Here is a 21167-nt window from a genome sequence, read left to right as displayed (position 1 = left end):
AAATAATATTTCCACAATGCTTCTGTATTTCCAACTACTCAATAATTACTACAAGCGTAGCCTCGGTTGGCAGATAATCGAAAATGAACTTAGCATGCGAAGTAGCATTACGCACACACATATGTGAACGGGGAATCGTACCTAGCGACCAACTGTATTCTACCATCCGGGTTTGTGGAACATTAACCGGCACGCCATGCAAATAGGCACCGTTCGTAAATCTAGATGCATATGGAGCATACCCTCCTACACCGGAACCACCGTCTTTCAAAAACACCATCCGCTCTTTCTTTTCTTGCAACAAAAACATTCCTAGCGGGGTCTCCTGTGCATATGGTGGACGGTGCATACCTGTCGTTGCCGGATTCATACTTCGAATGGTCCATTGCCCTTCTCCTGTCCGCTCCAGTGTAGTGATGTTCTGATCGAGCCGGTCGACGAATACCGCATGGTGGAACTTTATGCCCGCAGGAAGCTGTCTGACGTATCGCGACGGAACAAGCCATTCACTTTCCGCCGTCACAGGAACGATACGCAAGAAACTACCTTCCCGGTCCTTCAGATAAGCCAGTGAACCATCGCGCCCGTATCGAACAGGCACTAACGAGTCATTCGGCTCATAGAAAGGTATTGACTGATAACGCTCCACACCACATGTGTCTGCCACCCTCCCATATACGTTCCGCACATACCGATGTACCAAAGCTGCTTCTCCATTACGATTCTTATAGTTTCGAAGCACAACCCAATCCACCTCATCACGTTGCATATTTTCTATGAATGCCAAACATTTGCGAATGATTTCCCACTTAAAGCTACGCACCGTATCGCCATAGGGATAGATATCTTCCAGTGTATGCTGATCGTAAAGTAAATCTTTTGTCAAAAGAATATCCGAAGCATCCAATTGCCTGGAAGAGCCTAAAGCTTCTCTTTGCGAAACCATGTCCGAAATGATTTCCAGCTTATCAGACACCGAAAAAGTCTGCACCTGCTGTTTCTCACATCCCAAAAGCAGCAGACACATCACACACGCGACCAGTAAAACCTCTCTCTTCATAGCAGGCAGGTTAAGGTTTATACAAAGATAAGCATTTTTTCCCATTTTCAAAATTAGTTGTCAAGATAATAACAAACGAACCACGTATTTTGTTCCTTTTATTCCTTACATCCTTATCCCGACACAAGAAAGATACCCAAGTTCCTACCAGCAACTAATAAATAAAAAAACGCCGCCCCAGGTGTAACCACTACAACCAGGACGGCTTCAAACAAATGTTTATAAAAGCAAATTATCAGAAGCGAACCATCATTTCTACTACCAATTTATCTTGTTCCGACTCCAATGCCAACGAGTTGTCATCGTAAAAATATTTCTCATAGTTCAAGCGGAGATCGGCTTGGAAAGGCTTACCAAAACTAAACGTCAAACCGCCAGTAACACGCTTGCGCTCGTGGTCGGTGATGATGTAATCTATCCCATCCTCATCCAATTCATCGCTGTTGTTGCCCATATAGTCGAAACGTGCCAGAAAAGACACTTTCTTTATCAAGCTTTTTTCTTTCTTGATGAAATAATCGTAATTGATGAAAGCATCCACTGCCCACACACTCTCGAACGAAGAGTGAGCATAATCCTTATACATTGCTTCTACCTCGAAATGCCAGTTATTCCAGTCATAATAAGTGCCAAGGTCGTACATGTAGATGTTGCGGTCGAACGGGCGAATGCGCTGCGTACTTAACGTCAGATTATACCCTTTGAAAGGCTGCATCTCCAGTTTTGCTGAATAAGACAAAGCTTTGTGCCACCCTTTCTGTTCGGTCAATCCTGAACCACTGAACAAACCAGCTTCCAACGAAAAGGGAAAACCTTCTTTCATACTATATTTCAACGTGGCACCCGCATCGCGCAGACTACCCATCTGCTTGGCAATGAACGAGCGGTTAGCAAAATACTGCAAGTGAGGAGAACGGTGCGCATCAATGGTAAAAGGCACACGCATTTGCCCGATGGTGACATCAAAACCTTTAAATGGAGTAACCCTTGCATAGGCATCCAACATCTTGATAACCCCCTCGTCGCAAAGGTCGATTTCAGCCTTATAACTCACGATAGGGAGCAGTCTGCCAGTCGCGCTGACACGTGCGTTACGCACTTGGAAACGTTGCTCATTGGTCGTAGTCTGATATTCGTACTTTCCACGCACTGTACCGTGAATCTCGGGAACCGCATCTTTCCAACTAAAATCTTGAGCACCGACAGATGCTACAGAGAGCGCCAACAACAGCGCAGAGAGATATTTTTTCATTTGTCTCTTCATTTTTAACTTGTGCAAAGGTAAAGGACAAAGGTAAACTATTTATGTCAAACATGTTACAAACATGTTACATTTTATTAAGAGCCTGTTTTGAAATGTGCTCGGACTTAGAGCCTGTTTAAATTTTCCAATAAAGTAATATTCTATCAGGTTCTTTTGCGTTTGTTTCCGGTCTGTTTTCCCGATTTTATTCGTCAGATAGCCCGCTATCTTCCTCATAAAGTCAGAAAAACATCCTCGAAAACAATTCGCAAAATTAACCTGAGCAAAATTTAAACAGGCTCTTAGAGCCTGTCGTTTAAATATATGTTTAAAGATTGTGTTACATAACAATACCAGTTTCCCGGTCTACATTGTTCGTGACCTTGGTTCCTGCATGGTGTTTCTTTCCCACACTGAAATCCCATGACAGAGTGAGCAGGAACATGTTCCCGTTATCCTTTATGAAGGACCAAGTTTCTTTCCGTACCTCATTGCTCAGCAATTTCGTGCCACCGCTCCATCCTTTGGACTTAAAGGGATAAAGCATACCGGCACCCACATTGAAATGCTTGATTTTGTATGAACATTGAAGCATACAGTTTCCAATATAACTGCCTTTTCGGTAAGATTATTAATCTTCAGGCTGTAAGATTATTAATCTTACAAGCGCAAGATTATTAATCTTACACCAGATGAAGCTATCACAATTTGGCGATTTATTTTTTCCACCACATTACTGCTTGTTATTGTTACGATGATTTACATACGGTTCTTCTGGCTGTCTCCGGCTCCTGTTCCTTTGTACTTGCTCTTGGCAGCATTGAACTTATAGCGTAAAGTAATGCCAATATTCCTGCGGGCTTCCATTTTGATTGTCATCAGACGGTTGCCACTGTAAACAGTTGATTTTGCCTGATAGGAATTGAAAAGGTCATAGGCTTTCAGCTGAACCGAAAGGCGGTCTTTAAGGAAACTCTTATAAAGACTGATGTTGGCATACCAGCACCCTTCTTCGACCTTTGTATTTTCGTTGTCACCCGGAGTGTCGAACCCCAAATCTACATCGAGACTGATACCAAGAGGCAGCTTGAAATTGTTGTTCCAGGCAAAGCTCAATATCGGATTATTGAAGTTTTCTGTTCCATTGGATGTTTCCACTTTATACCATTGCTGGAGCAGAAGAAAATTAAACTGCGGAGACCATAATCCGATTGTTGGAGCCAATGTAAGAGTGGTATATAACTTGTCACTGTTATACATGTTGTAGAAGGAATATAACGAAACGGTCGGATTGTCTTCCGAATATGCCCTGCTCAACTGTGTAATGGCATCTTCTCCGTGTATGTATCGTGAATTGAGATATATCCACTTGTACGATACATTCAGTGTAAGACGGTTTATCAGTGACGGTCTCAGCAGCGGGTTACCTCCTTCGTAAGTATATCGGTTGCCGTACATGATGTCACTTCTCAGCATCCAGTATGAAGGACGGTAGATACTGCCGGTGTAGGTCAATTGTGTCTGTACTTTACCAATCGGAAGATTCAAGGATACGGATGGGAATACGTTGTCGTATGTCCTGCTTTGATTGTCCATATACTTGTCGTCCTCGTAATAGTCGGAAGACAAATGCTCATAACGTACACCTAACTGTGCCTGAAGTTTGCCGAAGCTGCGGGCATATTCCAGAAATGCCGAAGTAGAGTTTTCCTTGATGTTGCTGTTATTGTTATCCAGGATTCCTTCCACATTCATGTACGCATTATTCCGGTTCGTATAGGTGTATTCACCGCCAAAGGAGAGATTACCGCCCCATAAGGGATGTCCGAATACGAGCTTGGTCGCATAAAGGGTATTGTCTGTCAAATTTTTGGTGGTGACAGTCTGTTTCTCTAAGGAACCTCCCGCTGGAGTGAACTGCTCAAGCATCTCCTGTGGATTCTTCGTATCCGACCAGAAACCGTCCGCATTGAAGTCGATATTCCAGTCTCCTACACGTCCGTTATAATAAGCATTGAGGGTATGTCTGGTTTCCTGTGTATTTCTCCAGCCCGTAGTGTGACTCTCCTCATAAAGAGCATCATCCTGATACACCAGGGTATTCATCGGGTCTACCGTTTCATGACGTTCCGGTGTCCGGTCATAATCATAGCGTGCACCCAGAGAGTGATTTTCGTTAAACTGATAGTTTAGCGACAGCATGGCCGAAATATCTTTCATGTCATATTGTGTGCAGAGATATGAATCCTGTATCCATGTCTTATCCAACAGCGTTTTCTGTGTGATGGTCTTGCGGTCTTCCGTGTATCCTTTCTTGCCATACAGCATACCCGAAAGGTCGAAGCCTCCTTTTCGGTAATTGAAGTTGTACTGGTCCAGCACATTCCATCCGTAACCGTAGCCTGTATAAAAACGGTTGTTGAAACCGAACCCTTCTCCCTGTGGCTTTTTAGTCTGAATGCGGATAACCGCATTGACTGTCGCATCATAGCGCGAGCCGGGATTGTTCACCACTTCCACGCTCTTGATGTTGTCGGATGCAAGTTGGTCGAGTTCGGATTTGTCCCGTACTTTACGTCCGTTGATATATATTTCAGGAGTTCCGGCACCAAAAACTTTAATATCCCCCTCATTGGCTGATACGCCAGGTATTTTGTTTAACAGGTCGTTTCCTGTTCCTGCGTTTTCAAGGATGCTACCCGCAACTGTAGTCACCATGGCATCCCCTTTTACGCGTGTTTTAGGTAAGTCTGCTTTTACAACAACTTCCCCTAATTGTTGTGCATCTGATACGAGCTGCACGATACCGATATTGGCCGGAGATACAGGCTTACATACGGTCTTATATCCGATAGAGGATATTTTCACTATCTGATTTTCCGATGTTGACTCCAGTGTGAAAGAACCATCCTCACCGCTAATGGTTCCATTTACAAACGCTGAATCCGGAAGAGACAATAATACGACGTTTGCATACGGTAACGGTTGGTTCTGTTCGTCTACTAGCTTCCCACTGACGGTCTGTGCCGACAAACCGAAAGAAGATGCCAAAGTGCATAGTAGCAGTAGTGTTTTCCTAAGTGTTTTCATGCTGTATGTATTATTTTGTATTTCTGTTGTAAGTTCTTCACCGACAAAGATAGAATGAATTATCGGAACAAAAATGAAAAACGTCTCTACAAGCCGGCTTATAGCATATACTTATATTCATCTGATTTTCTGATCATTACTATTATATCCACAAATTATCATCTCTACAATTGCATTTTCAATACTCTGCCAGCCACCGGTCCAACGTCATATCTTCTGCAAAACATTCTGAAAGGAAGACTCAACAACTCTCTGAAAGAATTTGTAGCCAGGAGAAATCATGTAATTGAGTTACTTGACAAATGTGATACCTCTTACTAGGGAACCTGCCAAAAGTACCGGTCGTCGTTGACAGAAAAGTTCCCCGGGTTCCGTTGGTCGCTGTCGCAGCCGGTGGGTTGCAGAAAGATGTAGTTGATAAGGTTCTCTCGGTCGCTTTCCGTATTGAACCCGTAGCGCGTCCAACTTTCCAGATAAAACAGGTTCTTGGCCATGTACTCGTACAGATAGTCTTCCGTCGTGGTCTTCTTTTCATTGTTCCAGTTGGCCTCTTCGTTCACCCGGACAGGCTGGCCGCTCCTGAGACGTACGCGCACTTCCTGCACGCTCAGCAGGTTACCCTGTTCGTCGGTCACCCAGGCGTTGTTCGTAGGGTCTATCCAAAGCCACTTGCCGAGGGTGGACGAATAGACGGCGTTAATGACGTGGCAATCGTTGATGTACGTCTTTGGCATGCAGGTGATGACGCGCGACGGAATACCCATCGACAGGTAACACTCGTTCAGCACCGTAGCCAGTCCGCGGCAGTTCAGACCTCGGCTGCCGTCCTTGCAGGCCTCAGCAAAGTTGATGGAGTTGTTTCCACCCTTCGGATTACCGTTCTGCCCGTCGTGGCGTATCTTGTTGTGGATATAGGTCAGGATGCGTTTGATGGTGCCCAGTTCGTCGCCCGCCACGGCCACGCTGTCCAGCCGGAAATAGTCACGGACGCGCTTCAGGTCGGGCTCGTCGGCCTGCGCATAGACAATCCGGGGCAGGCTGTCTACCGACTGCGTGCGGGTGTATTCCGGCGCATTCTGCAGAATATAAAGATAATCGGTGGTTTCTTTCAGACGCTTCAGGGCGGGTTGTAGTTCAGGTGCGTCCAGAATGTCTTTCAGGTCTTCGTCGTTGGTTATCCTGTTGTAGCTTACTTCAATCTTTCCGCTGTCCAGTGCTTTGAGCAGGCTGCTGGCAGCTTCTTGTTTTTTCCCTTGTATTGCCTGGATGCTGGCCATGTTATAGTAGCTGGAGTATTTGAAGTAAGCATAACCTTCGGCCAGTTGCGTCGCGTGTGCGTCGTATAAGTCGATAATCTTCTGGCAGAGGACTTCGGCGGCCGGATAATCTTTCCCAGTATATGCGTCGAAGAGTAGCGTATTCAGCGAGTCGGCTGAGGCCAAGAACTTCCGTTCGGCATCGGTTTGTGCCGACAAGCTTGTGAAGCAGACTAAACTTAATAGTAAAATCAGCAAGTGTCCTTTCAGTCTTTTCATTGTGTGTTCTGCTTAAAAAGTAGTTGTCAATAGGATTGCTTGGACTATAAATGTAGGGCTAATAATTCAATACCACTACATTATTGTCAAAGATTCTTCTCCAGTACTTCCTGAATGATTTCCTTCACTTCCTCTTTGCTTTTGATGGCAGCTGGATGGGCATGAAAAACATTGTATTCTTCTATGGCAGCCTCCATGGGTATTTCTGCACCGGGTTGTGTTGCCTGGAAAAATAGGGTCAGGCGGCGTTTGATTTCAGGTTCAAACTCTTTGGTTATAAGTCCTTCAATACCCCATGCAGCCATATGGTCATAGAGGGGTGCATAGTAGATAAGCCCATCTGCCACATCTTGCCAACACTTATTCTTTGCACTGGTCGTAGTACCTCCGACGTGACCGTTGTAAGCCGTTTCTCCGTAAGGTGTGTTTTTCAAATCAATGGCGAACGGGCGACATTTCAACAATTCAAAGGCTGCATCCCAATGTCCTTCGCCCGTCATCGGGAAATTACTGCCATCAAACAGGTTGTAATCAAACCAATTCAGTACCACGATTTTGACTCGTTCTTCTCCAAAGATTTTCTTCATCCACCAACCCTGTGCTCCATAAACAGTATTGCTCTTTTTGAGAATAAATGAATCGTTTATAGCATGAGGCTGATTGGTTATCACCAAGGCCTTGCGTTTACCGTTCAAGGGTGTCTGGCGGGCATACATTTCCGAAATATGGGTAGCCATTAAACTGTCGCGATCGTTCAATCCAGGAGATTTCCAAAATCTTTTGTAGTCTTCTACAGTACGGATTTCATCCCATAAGAACTCGCAATCGGTAAGTCCGAGTTTGATTTTCCTTGGAGAGGTACGATTTATTTCATATATACCTTTCAGGAACTTCACACGGTTGTATTTCTCCCAAATCGGATAGAAGGTCTCCGACTTTCTATAGTAGGCATACAGGCTGTCCATGAAAGCCGCCTCCGTTGGATAACAGCCTTGCAGCAGGCGGTTTACATCATCATTCATGTTGTACGAGCCGACTTCGGTATAAACATATCCTATCTGTTCGGCAAAACGAGGATCGGCCAGGATGTCGTGAATCAGGTCGTATTGTACCGTATCACGGTGGTCGCGCTCACCCAGCACGACTATATCCGATTTCTCAAACTGCTTGAATATGTATTCTTTGGGAGACATTCCCTTTTCAGCTGCGCATGTACGCAACGCCTCGATAGAGGGTGTCTGTGCCTTTAATGCAATGGCTGTAAAAGCACTGAAAATAAAAAACAATAACTTCCTCATATATAAAATTATTTATTCAAAGTCATTCCTGAATTTAAGATAATACTTACATACGGCTCTTTTGGTTGTCACCTGCTCCTGTTCCTTTATACTTGCTCTTGGCAGTATTGAATTTATAGCGGACTGTTACCGCAAAATTTTATCTGCATCTGATAATTTTTGAATAGATATTATTGCATCAATCCACCCTCAATAAAAAAAACGACTTCATTCAATCGTTGTTTGTTGTTTTCTTCGTCTTTAAAAACAGCTGGTATGTTTAACACTTTATCCTGGATCAGATTATCCATTAAATACCACATAACTTCATGATACAAAATCACCATTGCTGTATTTTCATCATTTATATCATATTGAGTTGCGATATTGCCACAGTTGTCTTTAAGTTCTGACGAAATGGAATTAACAAGTTTATCAATAATTTGATGAAAACTATCTTGCTGTTTTTTTATGATAGGAAATAGAATGTCTCCGCTTTGGTTTGTCAAGCCGTATGGAATGAGTTTAGAGATAAGTTGCGGATTGTTTATTTTACCATATTGGGATATTTCATCAGCACTATCATCCATCGTTTTACTGCTTGGCGAAACCTCACTGTTGAGATAGGTTAATATCAAATTCATATCACCGAAACCATTTGTACCGAATTTAAGGTCTTTGCGTGGCTCATATAAAACCCAATAACAACCGCTCCAACCAGCATGGTTGTTTATATCATCAAATAAAACAAGCTTTGTCCACATCCTACCGTCCAAAAGATATGAAAAGACCAATGAAAGTGCATTGTTTTCAAATCCCATTCCCTTGATTGTATGTACAAGAGAGACAAAATCATTCTTAGTTTTTGAATACATAGATGCCGCAATTTCCTTACTGACATTTCTTAAAGAGGTAGTCTGTTCTTTATCGAGAATAGGAATTGTGCATTTCCATTTTCCTTTTGTTTTATTAATCAGCCCTCCTACTTCCAACAATAATAATTGGCTATCAGAACATTTTATCCCCATATCAAGAAGTTCACTTTGGGTATGTGGAGTACGTAAATTATACATTATTTCCCAATTATTATCAGTAAGAACATAATCTTCAGGTTGATGTCCACTAACAGCAACGAATTGGGTAGCTTCCCACTCTTTATAAGGGCGAACATCAGTTTGAGCTTTAATAGTCGAAAAAGCACATGATATAAATAAGGAAATAAAAATAGAAAATATTAATCTATTAGTCATAAGAATATTAATTTATAATTATATATTATTTAAGTTGTTCTCGTCAATCAATTTTCCGCTAACTGTCTGTGCGGATAAACTGACAGGTAGTATGATTCCTGTCAGCACAAATAAAAATACTTTAATAAATCTCATTGTATATTACTCTTATTGTTTACGATTATCTATTCCGACCACAAAGTTAGTATATACAAATTAAAAGTGTATAAAAAGTATATCTACATTTTAATCAGAATAAAAATCCATGTATTATATTAATATACAATGGTTTATCATACGTTTTACACCAAACCCCAAATCTACATTTTCATTTTTCAGAACTCTGCCACCCATCTGTCGAGTGTCATTTCATCCGGAAGACCGTCTTGCAGAGTATCGCTCAGATGCTTCTTCAGGCGGAACTTTTTCTGGGATACGGAAGTCGTATTCACACCGAAGATCTCCGACATCTGTGCATTGCTGAAACGTAGTTTTATCAGCATACAGAGGTGTAGCTCCTGCTTCGTAAGAGTTGGGCATACACCCTGAAGGCGGCTCACGAAATTGCTGTATGTACTTTCGCACATTTGTTCCAGAGTCTCCCATTCACCGGCCTCCAGAACACGGCATTTTTCTCTCAGTTCCTTCACCAGTCTGTCGGTGTCCACCACATAGTCGGTAAGCACACGTTCCCTCTGCTTCAGGTAGAGATTTTCTTCCGATAAGTTGCGGAACTTATCTGCCTCCCGTCTGGCCTTATCCAGTTTGGAAGAATAGTCGTTAATATGATGTTGAAGAGAGTTTATCTTTTCAGACAGCCTGCTGTTCTCAACCTGAAGGCTGTCTATCTGTTCACGGTATTCATGCAGTTCTTCAGAGTTCATTTCCTGGCCGGACAGCTGTTCCTTCAGTTCCTCCATGTAGCGGTTGTTCTGCATGAGCTGTGTCTCGTATTCGTGCAGTTGAAGCATATAGTCCTGTAGCTGTTCCGACTGTTTGCGGATGGTGGTTTCCTTTCTCACAAGCCGTTTCTGATAGAGGTAAGCAACTACAGCTATAACCACTATCAGGCATATCGTGATGATGAGCATCATACGCTGTGCATCTGCCTTCTCCAGCCTCAGACGCTGCTGTTCGGTGATTAGTCTCTGGTGGTCGTATTTCTCCTTGTAGGCGACGATTTCCTTGCCTTTATCAATAGCTATGATAGAATCGTTGTAAAAAAGAAGGGAATCGCAATAGGTTTTCAGGTATTTACGGTATTTGGGAATATCCCCCAATTTATATAGGTATTGGTATGCAGACACCTTAGTATAAATGTTATCAGTTTTTAAAGCTTTATTTAAAAAGAAATAAGCTGAATCCATTTGCCCCAAAAGGTAGTAGTCCTTTCCCATCAATGAAGCTCGCTGGTATGTAATTGGAAAGCTTTTTATAATCTCTAAAGACTTTTTGATATCACCTTTATGCATATATACTAAGGCTATTTCGCTCTGTATGTCATAATAATAACTTTCAAGATCAAGTTCTAAAGTCAGCTCACTACATTTATGATATGTATCTATTGCCTTCGACAATGAATCTGAAATGCAATAACATCTGGCCAGATATTTAAGAGAAGCTAACTGATAACGCTTGTTGGAATCTTTCACAGCATAATCGTATGCCTTCCTGCTGGCTTCCAAAGCATAATCAGCAAAATCACGATATAAATATAACCTACATAATGAGATCATGACCAGATAACCCGTTTTGTAGTCATCCGTTTTTTCCACTTCTGTTTTACCCTCCAGATAATACTGCATGGCTTCCTCTATATTCCTTAATTCATAATTTATATCACCCATATAAAGTGCCGACATTGCTTTTCTACGAGCATTATCTGTCGGCTTGTAATAATCGTATGCTATCCGTACAAGCGAATCGGAAGAGATTTTCATCAGCTGTTTTACCTTTGCCTGTGAGGTCAGCAGACACCACAGCGCATGGTTCTCCTTATCAGTTCGTGACGAAGGAACCTCCATACTTTCCAATAGATGCAATGCACTGTCCGGATGGTCGAACATTACCTTTTCCGCTTGTTCAAGTTCCGGCATCAGTTTGTCTGCTGTTTTATTTCCGTTGCATCCTGAAATTATCAAAATGGAATGTAATATTATAACTGCGTATATTATTTGTCTCATATAATCATTATTTTCGATGCAAAAGTATAAAAATATTGCTTTCAGCTATGTTCCTAAGGTTATTTATCGAGTGTTTTCCCGCCTTTGATAAGCAACCGTCCCCGTTTGCCTGTGCGAACGCCGTCGTACGAATACCACAAGGCGGCATCATTACATTCCCGGAAACAATTCGCAAATAAACCTGAGCAAAATTTAAACCTTACACAAAGCGCAACGTTTCCACCTTTTCCAACCGCGCACGCAAACGCGGCATTTCCGACTTACGGATGCGCAGACGCATGAAACAATCCATATCATAGGATTGGCTCACAATCTCAGGCAGATTTTCTTTCACAACCCGCATCACATCGTTCATAAAAGGATATTCAAAAGCGATGCCCACTTCTTCGTCAACCGTCTTTTCTACCACTTCGGCTTCCTCCAAAGCCAGTGAAGCAGCCGTACGGTATGCTACTATCAGCCCGCTTGTACCTAACTTGATACCCCCAAAATAGCGCACCACAATCACCAGCACATCGGTCAGCTCTTTCGAATTGATTTGCCCCAATATCGGTTTTCCGGCTGTGCCCGAAGGCTCTCCGTTATCATTGGCACGGAAATTCTTCCGCTCCGCCCCTAACATGTAAGCATAACACACATGGCGGGCATCGTAATATTTCTTCTGGTAAATATCCAGCTGCTCTTTCACCGCTTCAAGGGTACGCACAGGAAGGGCAACGGCGATAAACTTGCTCCGCTTCTCCGTATAAACAGCTTCCGAAGGTCCGGTTATGGTTCTATAGGTATCGTCCACGTGTCCTCCTGCCTTTTTCGGTTAACGTTGCGGGAAATGATGATTACGGTGAATCACCCGTACCTGAAGCTGGCGGATCAACGACTTGCCCAGAATGATAAGTGTCACGGCTATCAGTATCAGCACAATTCCCAATATAATGCGGGGAGTAAGCCGTTCGCCGAACACCAACACCCCGCAACAGATAGCGGTCAGCGGTTCTAATGCACCTAATATGGCGGCTGGAGTCGAACCGATATAATGAATGGACTTTGTCATTGCCACCAATGAAATAACGGTCGGGAACAAGGCAAGGCATACCGGATTTATCCATAATACCGGCTGGCTGACTACATCCAGTTGGGTGCAGAATTTCAGGCGTATCACATAGACGCTCAAGCCAAACAACAAGACATAGAATGTCAGCTTGGCGATAGGCATATCCTTCAATACCGAGCGGTTTACACCTATTATATACAGAGCATACGTGAGCGAGGATATAAAGACCAGCGTCACGCCCGTCAGGCTTAAAGTCTGCCCGCCTTCGCCTTGATAAAGCAACGAGATGCCCGTAAACGCCAATGCGATAGAAATCATTGTTATCGGGGAAACTTTTTCTTTAAAGAATACCGCCATCAGAATGGCCACCAGCACCGGATAGACAAACAGGATGGTGGAGGCAATCCCCGCATCCATATAATTATAAGACAAGAACAAAGTAAGCGACGAGAAGGAAAAGAGCAATCCCATGATTACCAACGGCAACACTTCGCACCGGCGCAATGCAAACGACTGCTTCTGCACCAACATCATCACGCCAAGCATGAACAGCCCAAAGGCATACCGGTAAAACAACACAGAATCCGCCCCCATGCCATCGGCATAAAGAGGCAAGGCGAACAAGGGATTCAACCCATAACTGGCAGCTGCTATAGCTCCATACGCAAACCCTTTGAATGTAACACGCTCCATAAATCCAATCCGTTTTTCAAAACCGGGTGCAAAGATAGGAGTTTTTAAATGAAGAATGAAGAATGAAGAACAAAGAATTTTTGCGTTTTTACAATTCTTCATTTATGGGATAGGAGTTAGAGGGAGTTAGCCTTGCTTCTGAAACCGACATCAGAAACACAGATTTTCGCAGATTATTTTAATTTACTATTTTTCAATTTACGAAGTACGATTTAATGCTCAAATAGTAGATAGTAAATTGTCAAATCGTAAATTAAAATAATTTGAATATCCGCATTTCACCCAATTGCCTTGTAGGGGCGTATCGCATACGCCCTGAAGACATCCACGTGGATTAGTTGACGAATTCGGGCGTATGCGATACGCCCCTACATGGGATGTTTGCGGATATTCAATTAAAATAATCCGCGAAAATCTGCGTGAATCTGCGTTTCTGAAATAACTCCCTCTAACTCCTATTCCAGCTTATGAACAACAAGCCCCGAACGCAACTTAGGCTCGAACCAGGTGGTTTTGGGCGGCATAATGTTGCCCGTATCGGCAATGTCCATCAACTGCTTCATCGATACCGGATACAACGCCAGCGCCATTTGCATCTCGCCGCTATCCACCCGCTTCTTCAGCTCTCCCAATCCACGGATGCCGCCTACGAAATCAATGCGCTTGTCCGAGCGCAAATCCTTAATGCCTAATATCTCATCCAGAATCAATCTGGAAGCAATCGTCACATCCAGCACGCCTATCGGGTCATTATCATCATACGTATCCGGCTTCGCGGTCAGGCTATACCATTTGCCCCCTACATAAAGCGAAAAGTTGTGCAAAGCCTGCGGCTTATAGATTTCCGCCCCCTTCTCCTCCACCTCAAAATGCTTTCTCAAGGCTTCGATGAAAGCTTGTGGAGTCAATCCGTTCAAATCCTTCACAACCCGGTTATAGTCAATAATGGTCAACTGATTGGCGGGGAAACATACTGCCATGAAGTAATTGTATTCTTCATCCCCTTTGTGGTTCGGATTCTGCCGGGCTTTCTCCGCCCCCACCAGTGCAGCCGCCGCACTCCGGTGATGCCCGTCGGCAATATACATGGCAGGAATCTTTTCAAATGCACGCGTGATGGCTTCGATGTCCTCCTCCGCGTCTATTACCCAAAATGTGTGGCCGAATCCGTCTCCCGGCGCGATGAAATCGTATTCAGGCTTCCGTTCCACATATTTCTTCACAATCGCATCCAGTTCCGCGTTTTCCGGATAAGCGAAGAAAACCGGTTCGATATTCGCATTATTCACCCGTACATGCTTCATGCGGTCTTCTTCCTTATCGCGGCGGGTCAGTTCGTGCTTCTTGATGTTCCCGTTCATGTAGTCGGGCACGTACGCACCTACCACCAATCCATATTGGGTCTTCCCGTCCATCGTCTGGGCATAGACGTAATAGCACGCCTTTTCATCCTGCACCAGCCAGCCTTTCTCTTGGAACATCCGGAAATTCTCTGCCGCTTTTTCATATACGCGCGGGTCATGCTCATCCGTTCCTTCGGGAAAGTCTATCTCAGGCTTGATAATGTGATACAGCGATTTCTCATTGCCCGCGGCTTCTGCCCGCGCCTCTTCCGAATTAAGCACGTCATAGGGGCGCGAAGCCACTTCCTCCACCAACTCTTTCGGCGGACGTATGCCTTTAAAGGGTCTTATCTTTACCATAGTATTCAGTTGATAATTAATAATTAATAATTAATAATTAACAATTATATCATACGCGGTATGGATTTTGCTACGCCGGATTTGTAATCCGAAAGAACAAAACAATCACAGTGCCGCATAGTCAATTATTAACTATTAATTATTAATTGTTAATTGATAGTTACTTATTCACCCGGAACTTCTCACATCCGTCTTTCAAAAAGCCGACAATCTGTTTTGCGGCTGCTATGCCCGCGTTGATATTGGCTTCGGCGGTCTGTGCGCCCATCTTCTTCGGAGTAGAGAAATAACGTCCGGGGAATTGCTCGGCAAATTCGGCATGATGGACCGGCATGATATCCGTCACATACTTCAAGTCAGGACGGTCGTTCATCAAACGAAGCAAGTCTGCCTCGTTAATGACTTCCTTACGTGCCGTATTCACCAGCAGCCCGTTCTTCGGCATACGGTTCACCAAATCATAATTGATGGAATTCTTCGTTTCAGCAGTAGCCGGGATGTGAAGCGAAACCACGTTACAGGTTTCGTACAAGGCTTCGGCGGAATCTACCGGAACGATTCCGTCACCCTCCATCACTTCTTTGGGACAATAAGCGTCGTAAGCATAAATCTCCATGCCGATACCCTTAGCGATACGGGCGACATTGCGTCCCACATTTCCGTAGGCATGAATACCCAGTTTCTTGCCTTTCAACTCCGTACCGGATTTGCCGTCATAAAAATTGCGGACAGCCATTATCATCATTCCGAAAGCCAGCTCTGCCACCGCATTCGAGTTCTGCCCCGGCGTGTTCATTACGCATACGCCATGAGCCGTAGCCGCTTCAAGGTCTACATTGTCATATCCCGCTCCGGCACGTACTACAATCTTCAGTTCCTTGGCAGCATCCAACACTTCATTGTCTATCACGTCGCTCCGGATAATCAAAGCATTTGCGTCTTTCACCGCATCCAGCAATTGCGCCTTATCGGTATATTTCTCCAACAGGGCCAATTCATAACCAGCTCCTTCTATTTCTTTACGGATACCGTCTACCGCTACCTTAGCAAACGGTTTCTCTGTTGCAACCAATATTTTCATAGAAATCCAATCTTAAATTAATAAATTAGAGGGAGTTAAAAGAAGTTAGAGGGAGTTAGATGCCAATACCTTTTACAATTTTCAGAGGCAAGAGTATTGACCTTTAACTCCTTGAACGAAGTGATAACTCCTGTGAAACATAACTACCTTTAACTCCCGTGAAACATAACTGAGCAAATCAATGCATCTTCTCGAACTCCTGCATGCAGTCAATCAATGCCTGTACGCTTTCCACAGGCAGTGCATTGTAGCATGAAGCACGAAATCCTCCGACCGAACGGTGACCCTTAATGCCTACCATACCTTTTTCGGTGGCAAACTTCAAGAAATCAGCTTCCAGTTCTTTATATTCGTCAGCCATCACAAAACAAATGTTCATATACGAACGGTCTTCGGGAGCCGTCACCGTGCCACGGAACAACTTGTTGCGGTCAATCTCGGCATACAGCATGTCCGAACGCAACTTGGCACGGCGCTGCATTTCCTCTACCCCGCCTTGCGCCTTCAGCCAACGCAAGGTCTGCAAAGCCGCATAAATAGGCACTACAGGAGGTGTATTGAACATAGAGCCCTTCTCGATATGGGTCTGGTAATTCAGCATGGTCGGAATGTGACGCGAAACTTTCCCTACCGCATCATTCTTCACGATAACAAAAGTCACGCCTGCAGGAGCCAGGTTCTTTTGCGCGCCGCCATAAATACAGATATACTTCGATACGTCAATCGGACGTGAAAAGATATCAGACGACATATCTGCCACCAACGGCACGTTCACTTCCGGATCGGCATGCAACTCTGTACCATAGATGGTATTGTTAGTCGTGATGTGAAAATAGTCTACGTCAGCAGGTACATCATACCCTTTCGGAATAAAAGTGTAGTTGGCATCTGCCGAAGAAGCCACCTCAATCACCTCACCGAAAGCCTTAGCCTCCTTCATCGCCTTCTTTGCCCAAGTACCTGTATTGAGATAAGCGGCTTTCTTTTCCAAGAAATTGTAGGGTACCATGCAGAACTCCAAGCTCGCACCACCCCCTAGGAACAATACCGAATAGCCGTTAGGGATATTCAAAAGTTCTTTAAACAATGCCACAGCTTCGTCCACCACCGGTTGGAAGTCTTTAGCGCGGTGACTGATTTCCATCAACGAAAGCCCTGAACCGTTAAAGTCCAGAATTGCCTGAGCTGTTTTCTCGATTACTTCGCGAGGCAAAATAGAAGGTCCCGCATTAAAATTATGTTTTTTCATTTGGCAGTTTGTTTAGGTTAGACAATATCATTAAATTCTTTTGTTGCGAATATAGTGATAATTTTTAGACTCCCAAAAGATTTCCTTATATTTTTATGCCGGGACCACCTTTTTTCTTACAAAATAAGAACTGAATCGTGATTTTGATTACATATTGACACATCTCAATCCCCCTATGATTTACATCCGTCCTGCAATCATAGCATTTTGTACGTAACTGAGAAGTTCATTGAGATATTTCTGACACAAAGTTATTATTTTGCCAATTCTATCAAAGCTTTTACCCCTTTTATCTTTTCATTTTGTATAAGATTTAATGTTTGTTTGCATTTATTGCGTGCAATGGCAGCGTAGGCATGACGTTCCTTCACGTCCACCTTGCCGATGTCATCACGCCCAAGGTTAGCCTTCTTCGACAAAAAGCCCACAATATCCACCTTGTTGACCTTATCCTTTTTCCCTTTCCCGATATACAAGGTCACGAAGCGAGGCAGCGCAGGTTCGGGCAATCGTTGAGGGAACTCAAACATTTCCATCTCCCCGTCCAAGTATCCGGGCAACTGCTCCTCACTATAAAGGATGACATAAGCATTGCCTTCAGCTTCCCAACGTGCTGTGCGTCCGTTGCGGTGTACAAAACCGTCAGCGGAAACAGGCAGATGATAATGCACCACATTACGGATTTCGGGAATGTCAAGCCCACGTGCCGCCAGATCGGTCGACACCAATACCGGACAACTACCGTTACGGAACTTATAAAGCGCCCGCTCACGCTCTTCCTGTTCCATTCCTCCGTGATACACCTCGGCATACACCTTCATTCCACGCAGGTACGTCCCTATTCGCTCCGCACTCTCACGATGGTTGCAAAACACCAGCGTTGACTCATCACCCAAGCAACAGAGCAGCTTGTACAATGTCTCCAGCTTATCTTTCACAGGCGACTCCACCTTATATATATGCAGGCGCGAACCTATACCAGCATGTAGGAAATCCAACTTATGCATACGGTTCATTCCAGCAAAGCGGGGAATTTCCTCGGCATCCGTAGCTGATAACAAAAGGCGCCGCTCTACGCATGGCAACTGCCCGAGCACAGAAGCCATCTCTTCCTGGAAGCCAAACTCCAAACACTTGTCGAACTCATCGATAACCAGCATCCGTACCGTTGAGGCATCAAAGTTCGCCTTCTGTAAATGGTCATTCATGCGTCCCGGCGTACCGATGATAACTGAAGGCAACAAGCTGTTCATCGTCCGGTGTTCGTCCATCGCCGGACGGCCACCATAACAGCTCATCACCTTGAAAGGAGTACCCATCTGCCTAAACACCTGCTCAATTTGCAGAGCCAATTCACGCGAAGGTACCAGCACTACTGCCTGCACTCCCTTCACACCGGATTTAAGTAAAGAAACCAACGGCAACAAATAGGCCAGCGTCTTACCTGAGCCTGTCGGCGAAAGCAAGACCAAATCGCCTCCTTCACCGAAAGCCTGTAGGGATGCACGCTGCATCTCATTCAACACCTTTATACCCATCCGTTCCAGTATTTCATCCATATTTTTTATCATTATATTACTCAAGTATTATATTACGACATTTTTACGATTCAAATAATATCCACAAAAGATTCAGGCACTGTTTTTAAGATAAATGCATCAAAAGTATACATTCAGAGTAAAAGATGTTCAAAAATATATACTGCATCGGCAGAGACAGTGCCCGTTCAACCAGGCATTCTTTCAGAAATATTACTACATAAAAATACCTTGATGGCCATTTGTTTAGCCACCAAGGATCTTTTAAGAGCGGTAAGCGGGACTCGAACCCGTGACCCTCAGCTTGGGAAGCTGAATTAGCAATTCCATAACTCATTACATATTAACAATTTACCGACATTTAAAAATTCATTTGCACCAAATTTGCACTTTTCCAAAATATCTATAATTTTGTAACTCATACAAGAGATGGGAAAACAGGATGCAATAATATATATTTTCCTTAATATATGAAAGAGTTTTCTTCGATATTTGAATTGATTACCATAAGAGAACAGAAGTCAAGGCTGACTGCGAGGGAGGAAGAGCTGATGTCGCCCATACTAACAGACATGGAGCTGGTGCCGGTGATATTCAGGTGGTACTGCGGGATTGTGGGGAACAGCGGGGTTCCCGAACGGAGGAAGGCGGCTGAGTTCCGCCAGAAGTTCATATTCATCATCCTGTTCCTCTATTCGCCGAGTACGCTCGCAGGAGGAAAGATGAAGATAGGGCTACGGGACAAGATAACAGAGGTGACCGGAGGGACGGGCACGCTCATATCACACAGCTACACAGACCTCATGTTCAGGTACCAGATGTACAAGGGATACCGTGAAGAGATTGATTCGATATATAAGGCGATAACCGGACTGCTAAGAGAGAACGGGTATGCCTGATTATTCACAATCACAAGAATGTGAAAAGTATTCCCTTGATGTATACACTATATACTTGTATATGAGATTACCTTTACAGCATGGAAAGAAAGAAGGTATACATATCGCAAGTCCATCCGAACGAAGGACAGATTGAAGGGCTTCCGGCTAATCCGCGCCTAATTAAAGACGAGCGTTTCAAAAAGCTTATGAAGTCCATCAAGGACTTGCCGGAAATGACGGAGGCGAGAGACTTGCTGGTTTATCCGTATGGTGGGGATTATGTCGTCATCGGAGGTAACATGCGCCTGCGTGCCTATCAGGAGCTTGGATGGAAGGAGGTGCCGTGTTGTGTCCTTCCGGATAATATGCCGGTGGATAAGCTGCGAGAGATGGTCATCCAAGATAACAACCCGTTCGGAGAAACCGACTGGAACATGATAGCTAACGAATGGGATGTTGAAGAGTTGAAAGACTGGGGCGTGGACTTGCCTGCAGACTGGGACACATCAGAGGCAGAAGAACAGAAAGAAGCAGAAGAGGATGATTTCTCGGATGAGGATGCTGAGAAAGCTGAACCTCGCGTGAAACTCGGTGAAATATGGCAACTTGGTGAGCACAGGCTAATGTGCGGAGATAGCACGGATGCTGCTTCCGTTGCATTGCTTATGGACGGAGAAAAGGCGGATATGGTGTTTACCGACCCTCCGTACAATGTCGATTATTCTTCAAAAAATAAATTCTTGAATGAAGCAGATAAAGGGAATCTTATTCAAGTCGATATTGAAAATGATTCTTTTGAGACAGATGAAGAGGTCGGAGAAAAAATATGGCTTCCTTCATTCACCAATTTGTATAATACCGCAAAATCCGATTGCAGCATATATGTGACAATGCCACAAGGTGGCACTCACATGATGATGATGATGATGATTGCAAAATCAGGTTGGAAAGTAAAGCACGAACTTATTTGGGTGAAAAATAACCATGTACTTGGAAGAACTGACTATTATTACAAGCATGAACCTATAATGTTTGGCTGGAAAGAAAAGCATCATTTTTATGGGAACGGAAGTTTTGATAAAAGTGTTTGGGAAATACCAAAGCCTCAAAAAAGCGATTTGCATCCTACCATGAAGCCAATAGCATTAATAGAAAATGCTTTGTTAAACAGCAGCAAGGAAAATGATAGAATTATTGATTGTTACGGCGGAAGCGGGACAACCCTCATTGCTTGCGAACAACTAAACCGCAAGTGCTACATGATGGAATTATCCCCTCACTATTGCGATGTGATTATAGCAAGGTGGGAGAAGTTGACCGGTAAGGAGGCGGTGAAAGTGCATGGGTAAATACA

At 44.0% G+C, this 21167-nt stretch carries 16 protein-coding genes; 2 read left to right on the top strand and 14 right to left on the bottom strand.

Translation table 11 applies throughout. From position 1 onward, the window contains the following. Positions 1 to 34 precede the first annotated feature (34 nt). The 14 genes from B5F25_RS00430 to B5F25_RS00365 form a co-directional block, all read right to left on the bottom strand. Positions 35 to 1060: a L,D-transpeptidase family protein gene (locus B5F25_RS00430; protein WP_087246921.1), complete on the bottom strand. Its 1026-nt coding sequence runs from the start codon at positions 1058 to 1060 to the stop codon at positions 35 to 37. A gap of 235 nt (positions 1061 to 1295) precedes the next feature. After that, on the bottom strand, positions 1296 to 2312 hold the full coding sequence (locus B5F25_RS00425; RefSeq protein ID WP_022039921.1) for a porin: 1017 nt from the start codon (positions 2310 to 2312) through the stop codon (positions 1296 to 1298). Between the two features lie 331 nt (positions 2313 to 2643). After that, on the bottom strand, positions 2644 to 2898 hold the full coding sequence (locus B5F25_RS00420) for a hypothetical protein (RefSeq protein WP_225226422.1): 255 nt from the start codon (positions 2896 to 2898) through the stop codon (positions 2644 to 2646). A 164-nt stretch (positions 2899 to 3062) separates the two neighbouring features. Next, a complete protein-coding gene (locus B5F25_RS00415; protein ID WP_087246919.1) occupies positions 3063 to 5393 on the bottom strand; it encodes a TonB-dependent receptor in 2331 nt (776 codons plus the stop codon). 317 nt (positions 5394 to 5710) lie between these two features. Next, positions 5711 to 6928: a transglutaminase-like domain-containing protein gene (locus B5F25_RS00410; RefSeq protein ID WP_241148321.1), complete on the bottom strand. Its 1218-nt coding sequence runs from the start codon at positions 6926 to 6928 to the stop codon at positions 5711 to 5713. An 86-nt stretch (positions 6929 to 7014) separates the two neighbouring features. Further along, a complete protein-coding gene (locus tag B5F25_RS00405; RefSeq protein ID WP_239414148.1) occupies positions 7015 to 8226 on the bottom strand; it encodes a hypothetical protein in 1212 nt (403 codons plus the stop codon). A 170-nt stretch (positions 8227 to 8396) separates the two neighbouring features. After that, entirely contained in the window at positions 8397 to 9455 is a 1059-nt protein-coding gene (locus B5F25_RS00400) for a hypothetical protein (protein ID WP_140406831.1), read from the bottom strand. A gap of 314 nt (positions 9456 to 9769) precedes the next feature. After that, positions 9770 to 11530, bottom strand: a complete 1761-nt coding sequence (locus B5F25_RS00395) for a hypothetical protein (protein WP_087246916.1) — start codon at positions 11528 to 11530, stop codon at positions 9770 to 9772. Positions 11531 to 11816: 286 nt separating this feature from the next. Beyond that, on the bottom strand, positions 11817 to 12410 hold the full coding sequence (locus B5F25_RS00390; protein ID WP_087213434.1) for a YigZ family protein: 594 nt from the start codon (positions 12408 to 12410) through the stop codon (positions 11817 to 11819). A gap of 21 nt (positions 12411 to 12431) precedes the next feature. Next, on the bottom strand, positions 12432 to 13361 hold the full coding sequence (locus tag B5F25_RS00385; RefSeq protein WP_087246914.1) for an EamA family transporter: 930 nt from the start codon (positions 13359 to 13361) through the stop codon (positions 12432 to 12434). 455 nt (positions 13362 to 13816) lie between these two features. Continuing rightward, positions 13817 to 15064, bottom strand: a complete 1248-nt coding sequence (locus B5F25_RS00380) for a DUF1015 domain-containing protein (RefSeq protein ID WP_087246912.1) — start codon at positions 15062 to 15064, stop codon at positions 13817 to 13819. Between the two features lie 160 nt (positions 15065 to 15224). After that, the gene (locus B5F25_RS00375; RefSeq protein ID WP_013616292.1) at positions 15225 to 16145 is read right to left on the bottom strand and encodes an NAD(P)-dependent oxidoreductase; all 921 of its coding nucleotides are present in this window, start codon (positions 16143 to 16145) and stop codon (positions 15225 to 15227) included. A 178-nt stretch (positions 16146 to 16323) separates the two neighbouring features. Then, positions 16324 to 17394, bottom strand: coding sequence for a 3-phosphoserine/phosphohydroxythreonine transaminase (serC, locus tag B5F25_RS00370; protein ID WP_087246910.1), 1071 nt, complete (start codon positions 17392 to 17394; stop codon positions 16324 to 16326). 254 nt (positions 17395 to 17648) lie between these two features. Beyond that, positions 17649 to 18965 carry a DEAD/DEAH box helicase gene (locus tag B5F25_RS00365; protein WP_087246908.1) on the bottom strand — a complete coding sequence of 439 codons (1317 nt, stop codon included), beginning with the start codon at positions 18963 to 18965 and terminating at the stop codon, positions 17649 to 17651. A 437-nt stretch (positions 18966 to 19402) separates the two neighbouring features. On the opposite strand from B5F25_RS00365, the gene B5F25_RS00360 reads away from it, so the two are divergent. Together B5F25_RS00360 and B5F25_RS00355 are read left to right on the top strand one after the other, a co-directional pair. After that, positions 19403 to 19831 (top strand): hypothetical protein, encoded by a 429-nt coding sequence (locus tag B5F25_RS00360; protein ID WP_087246905.1) that lies wholly within the window; start codon positions 19403 to 19405, stop codon positions 19829 to 19831. Positions 19832 to 19911: 80 nt separating this feature from the next. Further along, complete coding sequence (locus B5F25_RS00355; RefSeq protein ID WP_087246903.1) at positions 19912 to 21162, top strand: DNA methyltransferase; 1251 nt, start codon at positions 19912 to 19914, stop codon at positions 21160 to 21162. The last annotated feature ends 5 nt before the right edge of the window (positions 21163 to 21167 follow it).

The sequence above is a fragment of the Bacteroides sp. An19 genome (genome assembly GCF_002160215.1).
Classification (GTDB): domain Bacteria; phylum Bacteroidota; class Bacteroidia; order Bacteroidales; family Bacteroidaceae; genus Phocaeicola; species Phocaeicola intestinalis.
The sequence above is the reverse complement of the archived record's forward strand: the minus strand, read 5'-3'. Positions and strand labels throughout refer to the sequence as shown.

Bases quoted from the DNA above. Each gene is read 5' to 3' on its own strand.
- B5F25_RS00430 (WP_087246921.1), bottom strand. From the start codon at position 1,060: ATGAAGAGAGAGGTTTTACTGGTCGCGTGTGTGATGTGTCTGCTGCTT.
- B5F25_RS00425 (WP_022039921.1), bottom strand. From the start codon at position 2,312: ATGAAAAAATATCTCTCTGCGCTGTTGTTGGCGCTCTCTGTAGCATCT.
- B5F25_RS00420 (WP_225226422.1), bottom strand. From the start codon at position 2,898: ATGCTTCAATGTTCATACAAAATCAAGCATTTCAATGTGGGTGCCGGT.
- B5F25_RS00415 (WP_087246919.1), bottom strand. From the start codon at position 5,393: ATGAAAACACTTAGGAAAACACTACTGCTACTATGCACTTTGGCATCT.
- B5F25_RS00410 (WP_241148321.1), bottom strand. From the start codon at position 6,928: ATGAAAAGACTGAAAGGACACTTGCTGATTTTACTATTAAGTTTAGTC.
- B5F25_RS00405 (WP_239414148.1), bottom strand. From the start codon at position 8,226: ATGAGGAAGTTATTGTTTTTTATTTTCAGTGCTTTTACAGCCATTGCA.
- B5F25_RS00400 (WP_140406831.1), bottom strand. From the start codon at position 9,455: ATGACTAATAGATTAATATTTTCTATTTTTATTTCCTTATTTATATCA.
- B5F25_RS00395 (WP_087246916.1), bottom strand. From the start codon at position 11,530: ATGCCGGAACTTGAACAAGCGGAAAAGGTAATGTTCGACCATCCGGAC.
- B5F25_RS00385 (WP_087246914.1), bottom strand. From the start codon at position 13,361: ATGGAGCGTGTTACATTCAAAGGGTTTGCGTATGGAGCTATAGCAGCT.
- B5F25_RS00380 (WP_087246912.1), bottom strand. From the start codon at position 15,064: ATGGTAAAGATAAGACCCTTTAAAGGCATACGTCCGCCGAAAGAGTTG.
- B5F25_RS00375 (WP_013616292.1), bottom strand. From the start codon at position 16,145: ATGAAAATATTGGTTGCAACAGAGAAACCGTTTGCTAAGGTAGCGGTA.
- serC (WP_087246910.1), bottom strand. From the start codon at position 17,394: ATGAAAAAACATAATTTTAATGCGGGACCTTCTATTTTGCCTCGCGAA.
- B5F25_RS00365 (WP_087246908.1), bottom strand. From the start codon at position 18,965: ATGATAAAAAATATGGATGAAATACTGGAACGGATGGGTATAAAGGTG.
- B5F25_RS00360 (WP_087246905.1), top strand. From the start codon at position 19,403: ATGAAAGAGTTTTCTTCGATATTTGAATTGATTACCATAAGAGAACAG.
- B5F25_RS00355 (WP_087246903.1), top strand. From the start codon at position 19,912: ATGGAAAGAAAGAAGGTATACATATCGCAAGTCCATCCGAACGAAGGA.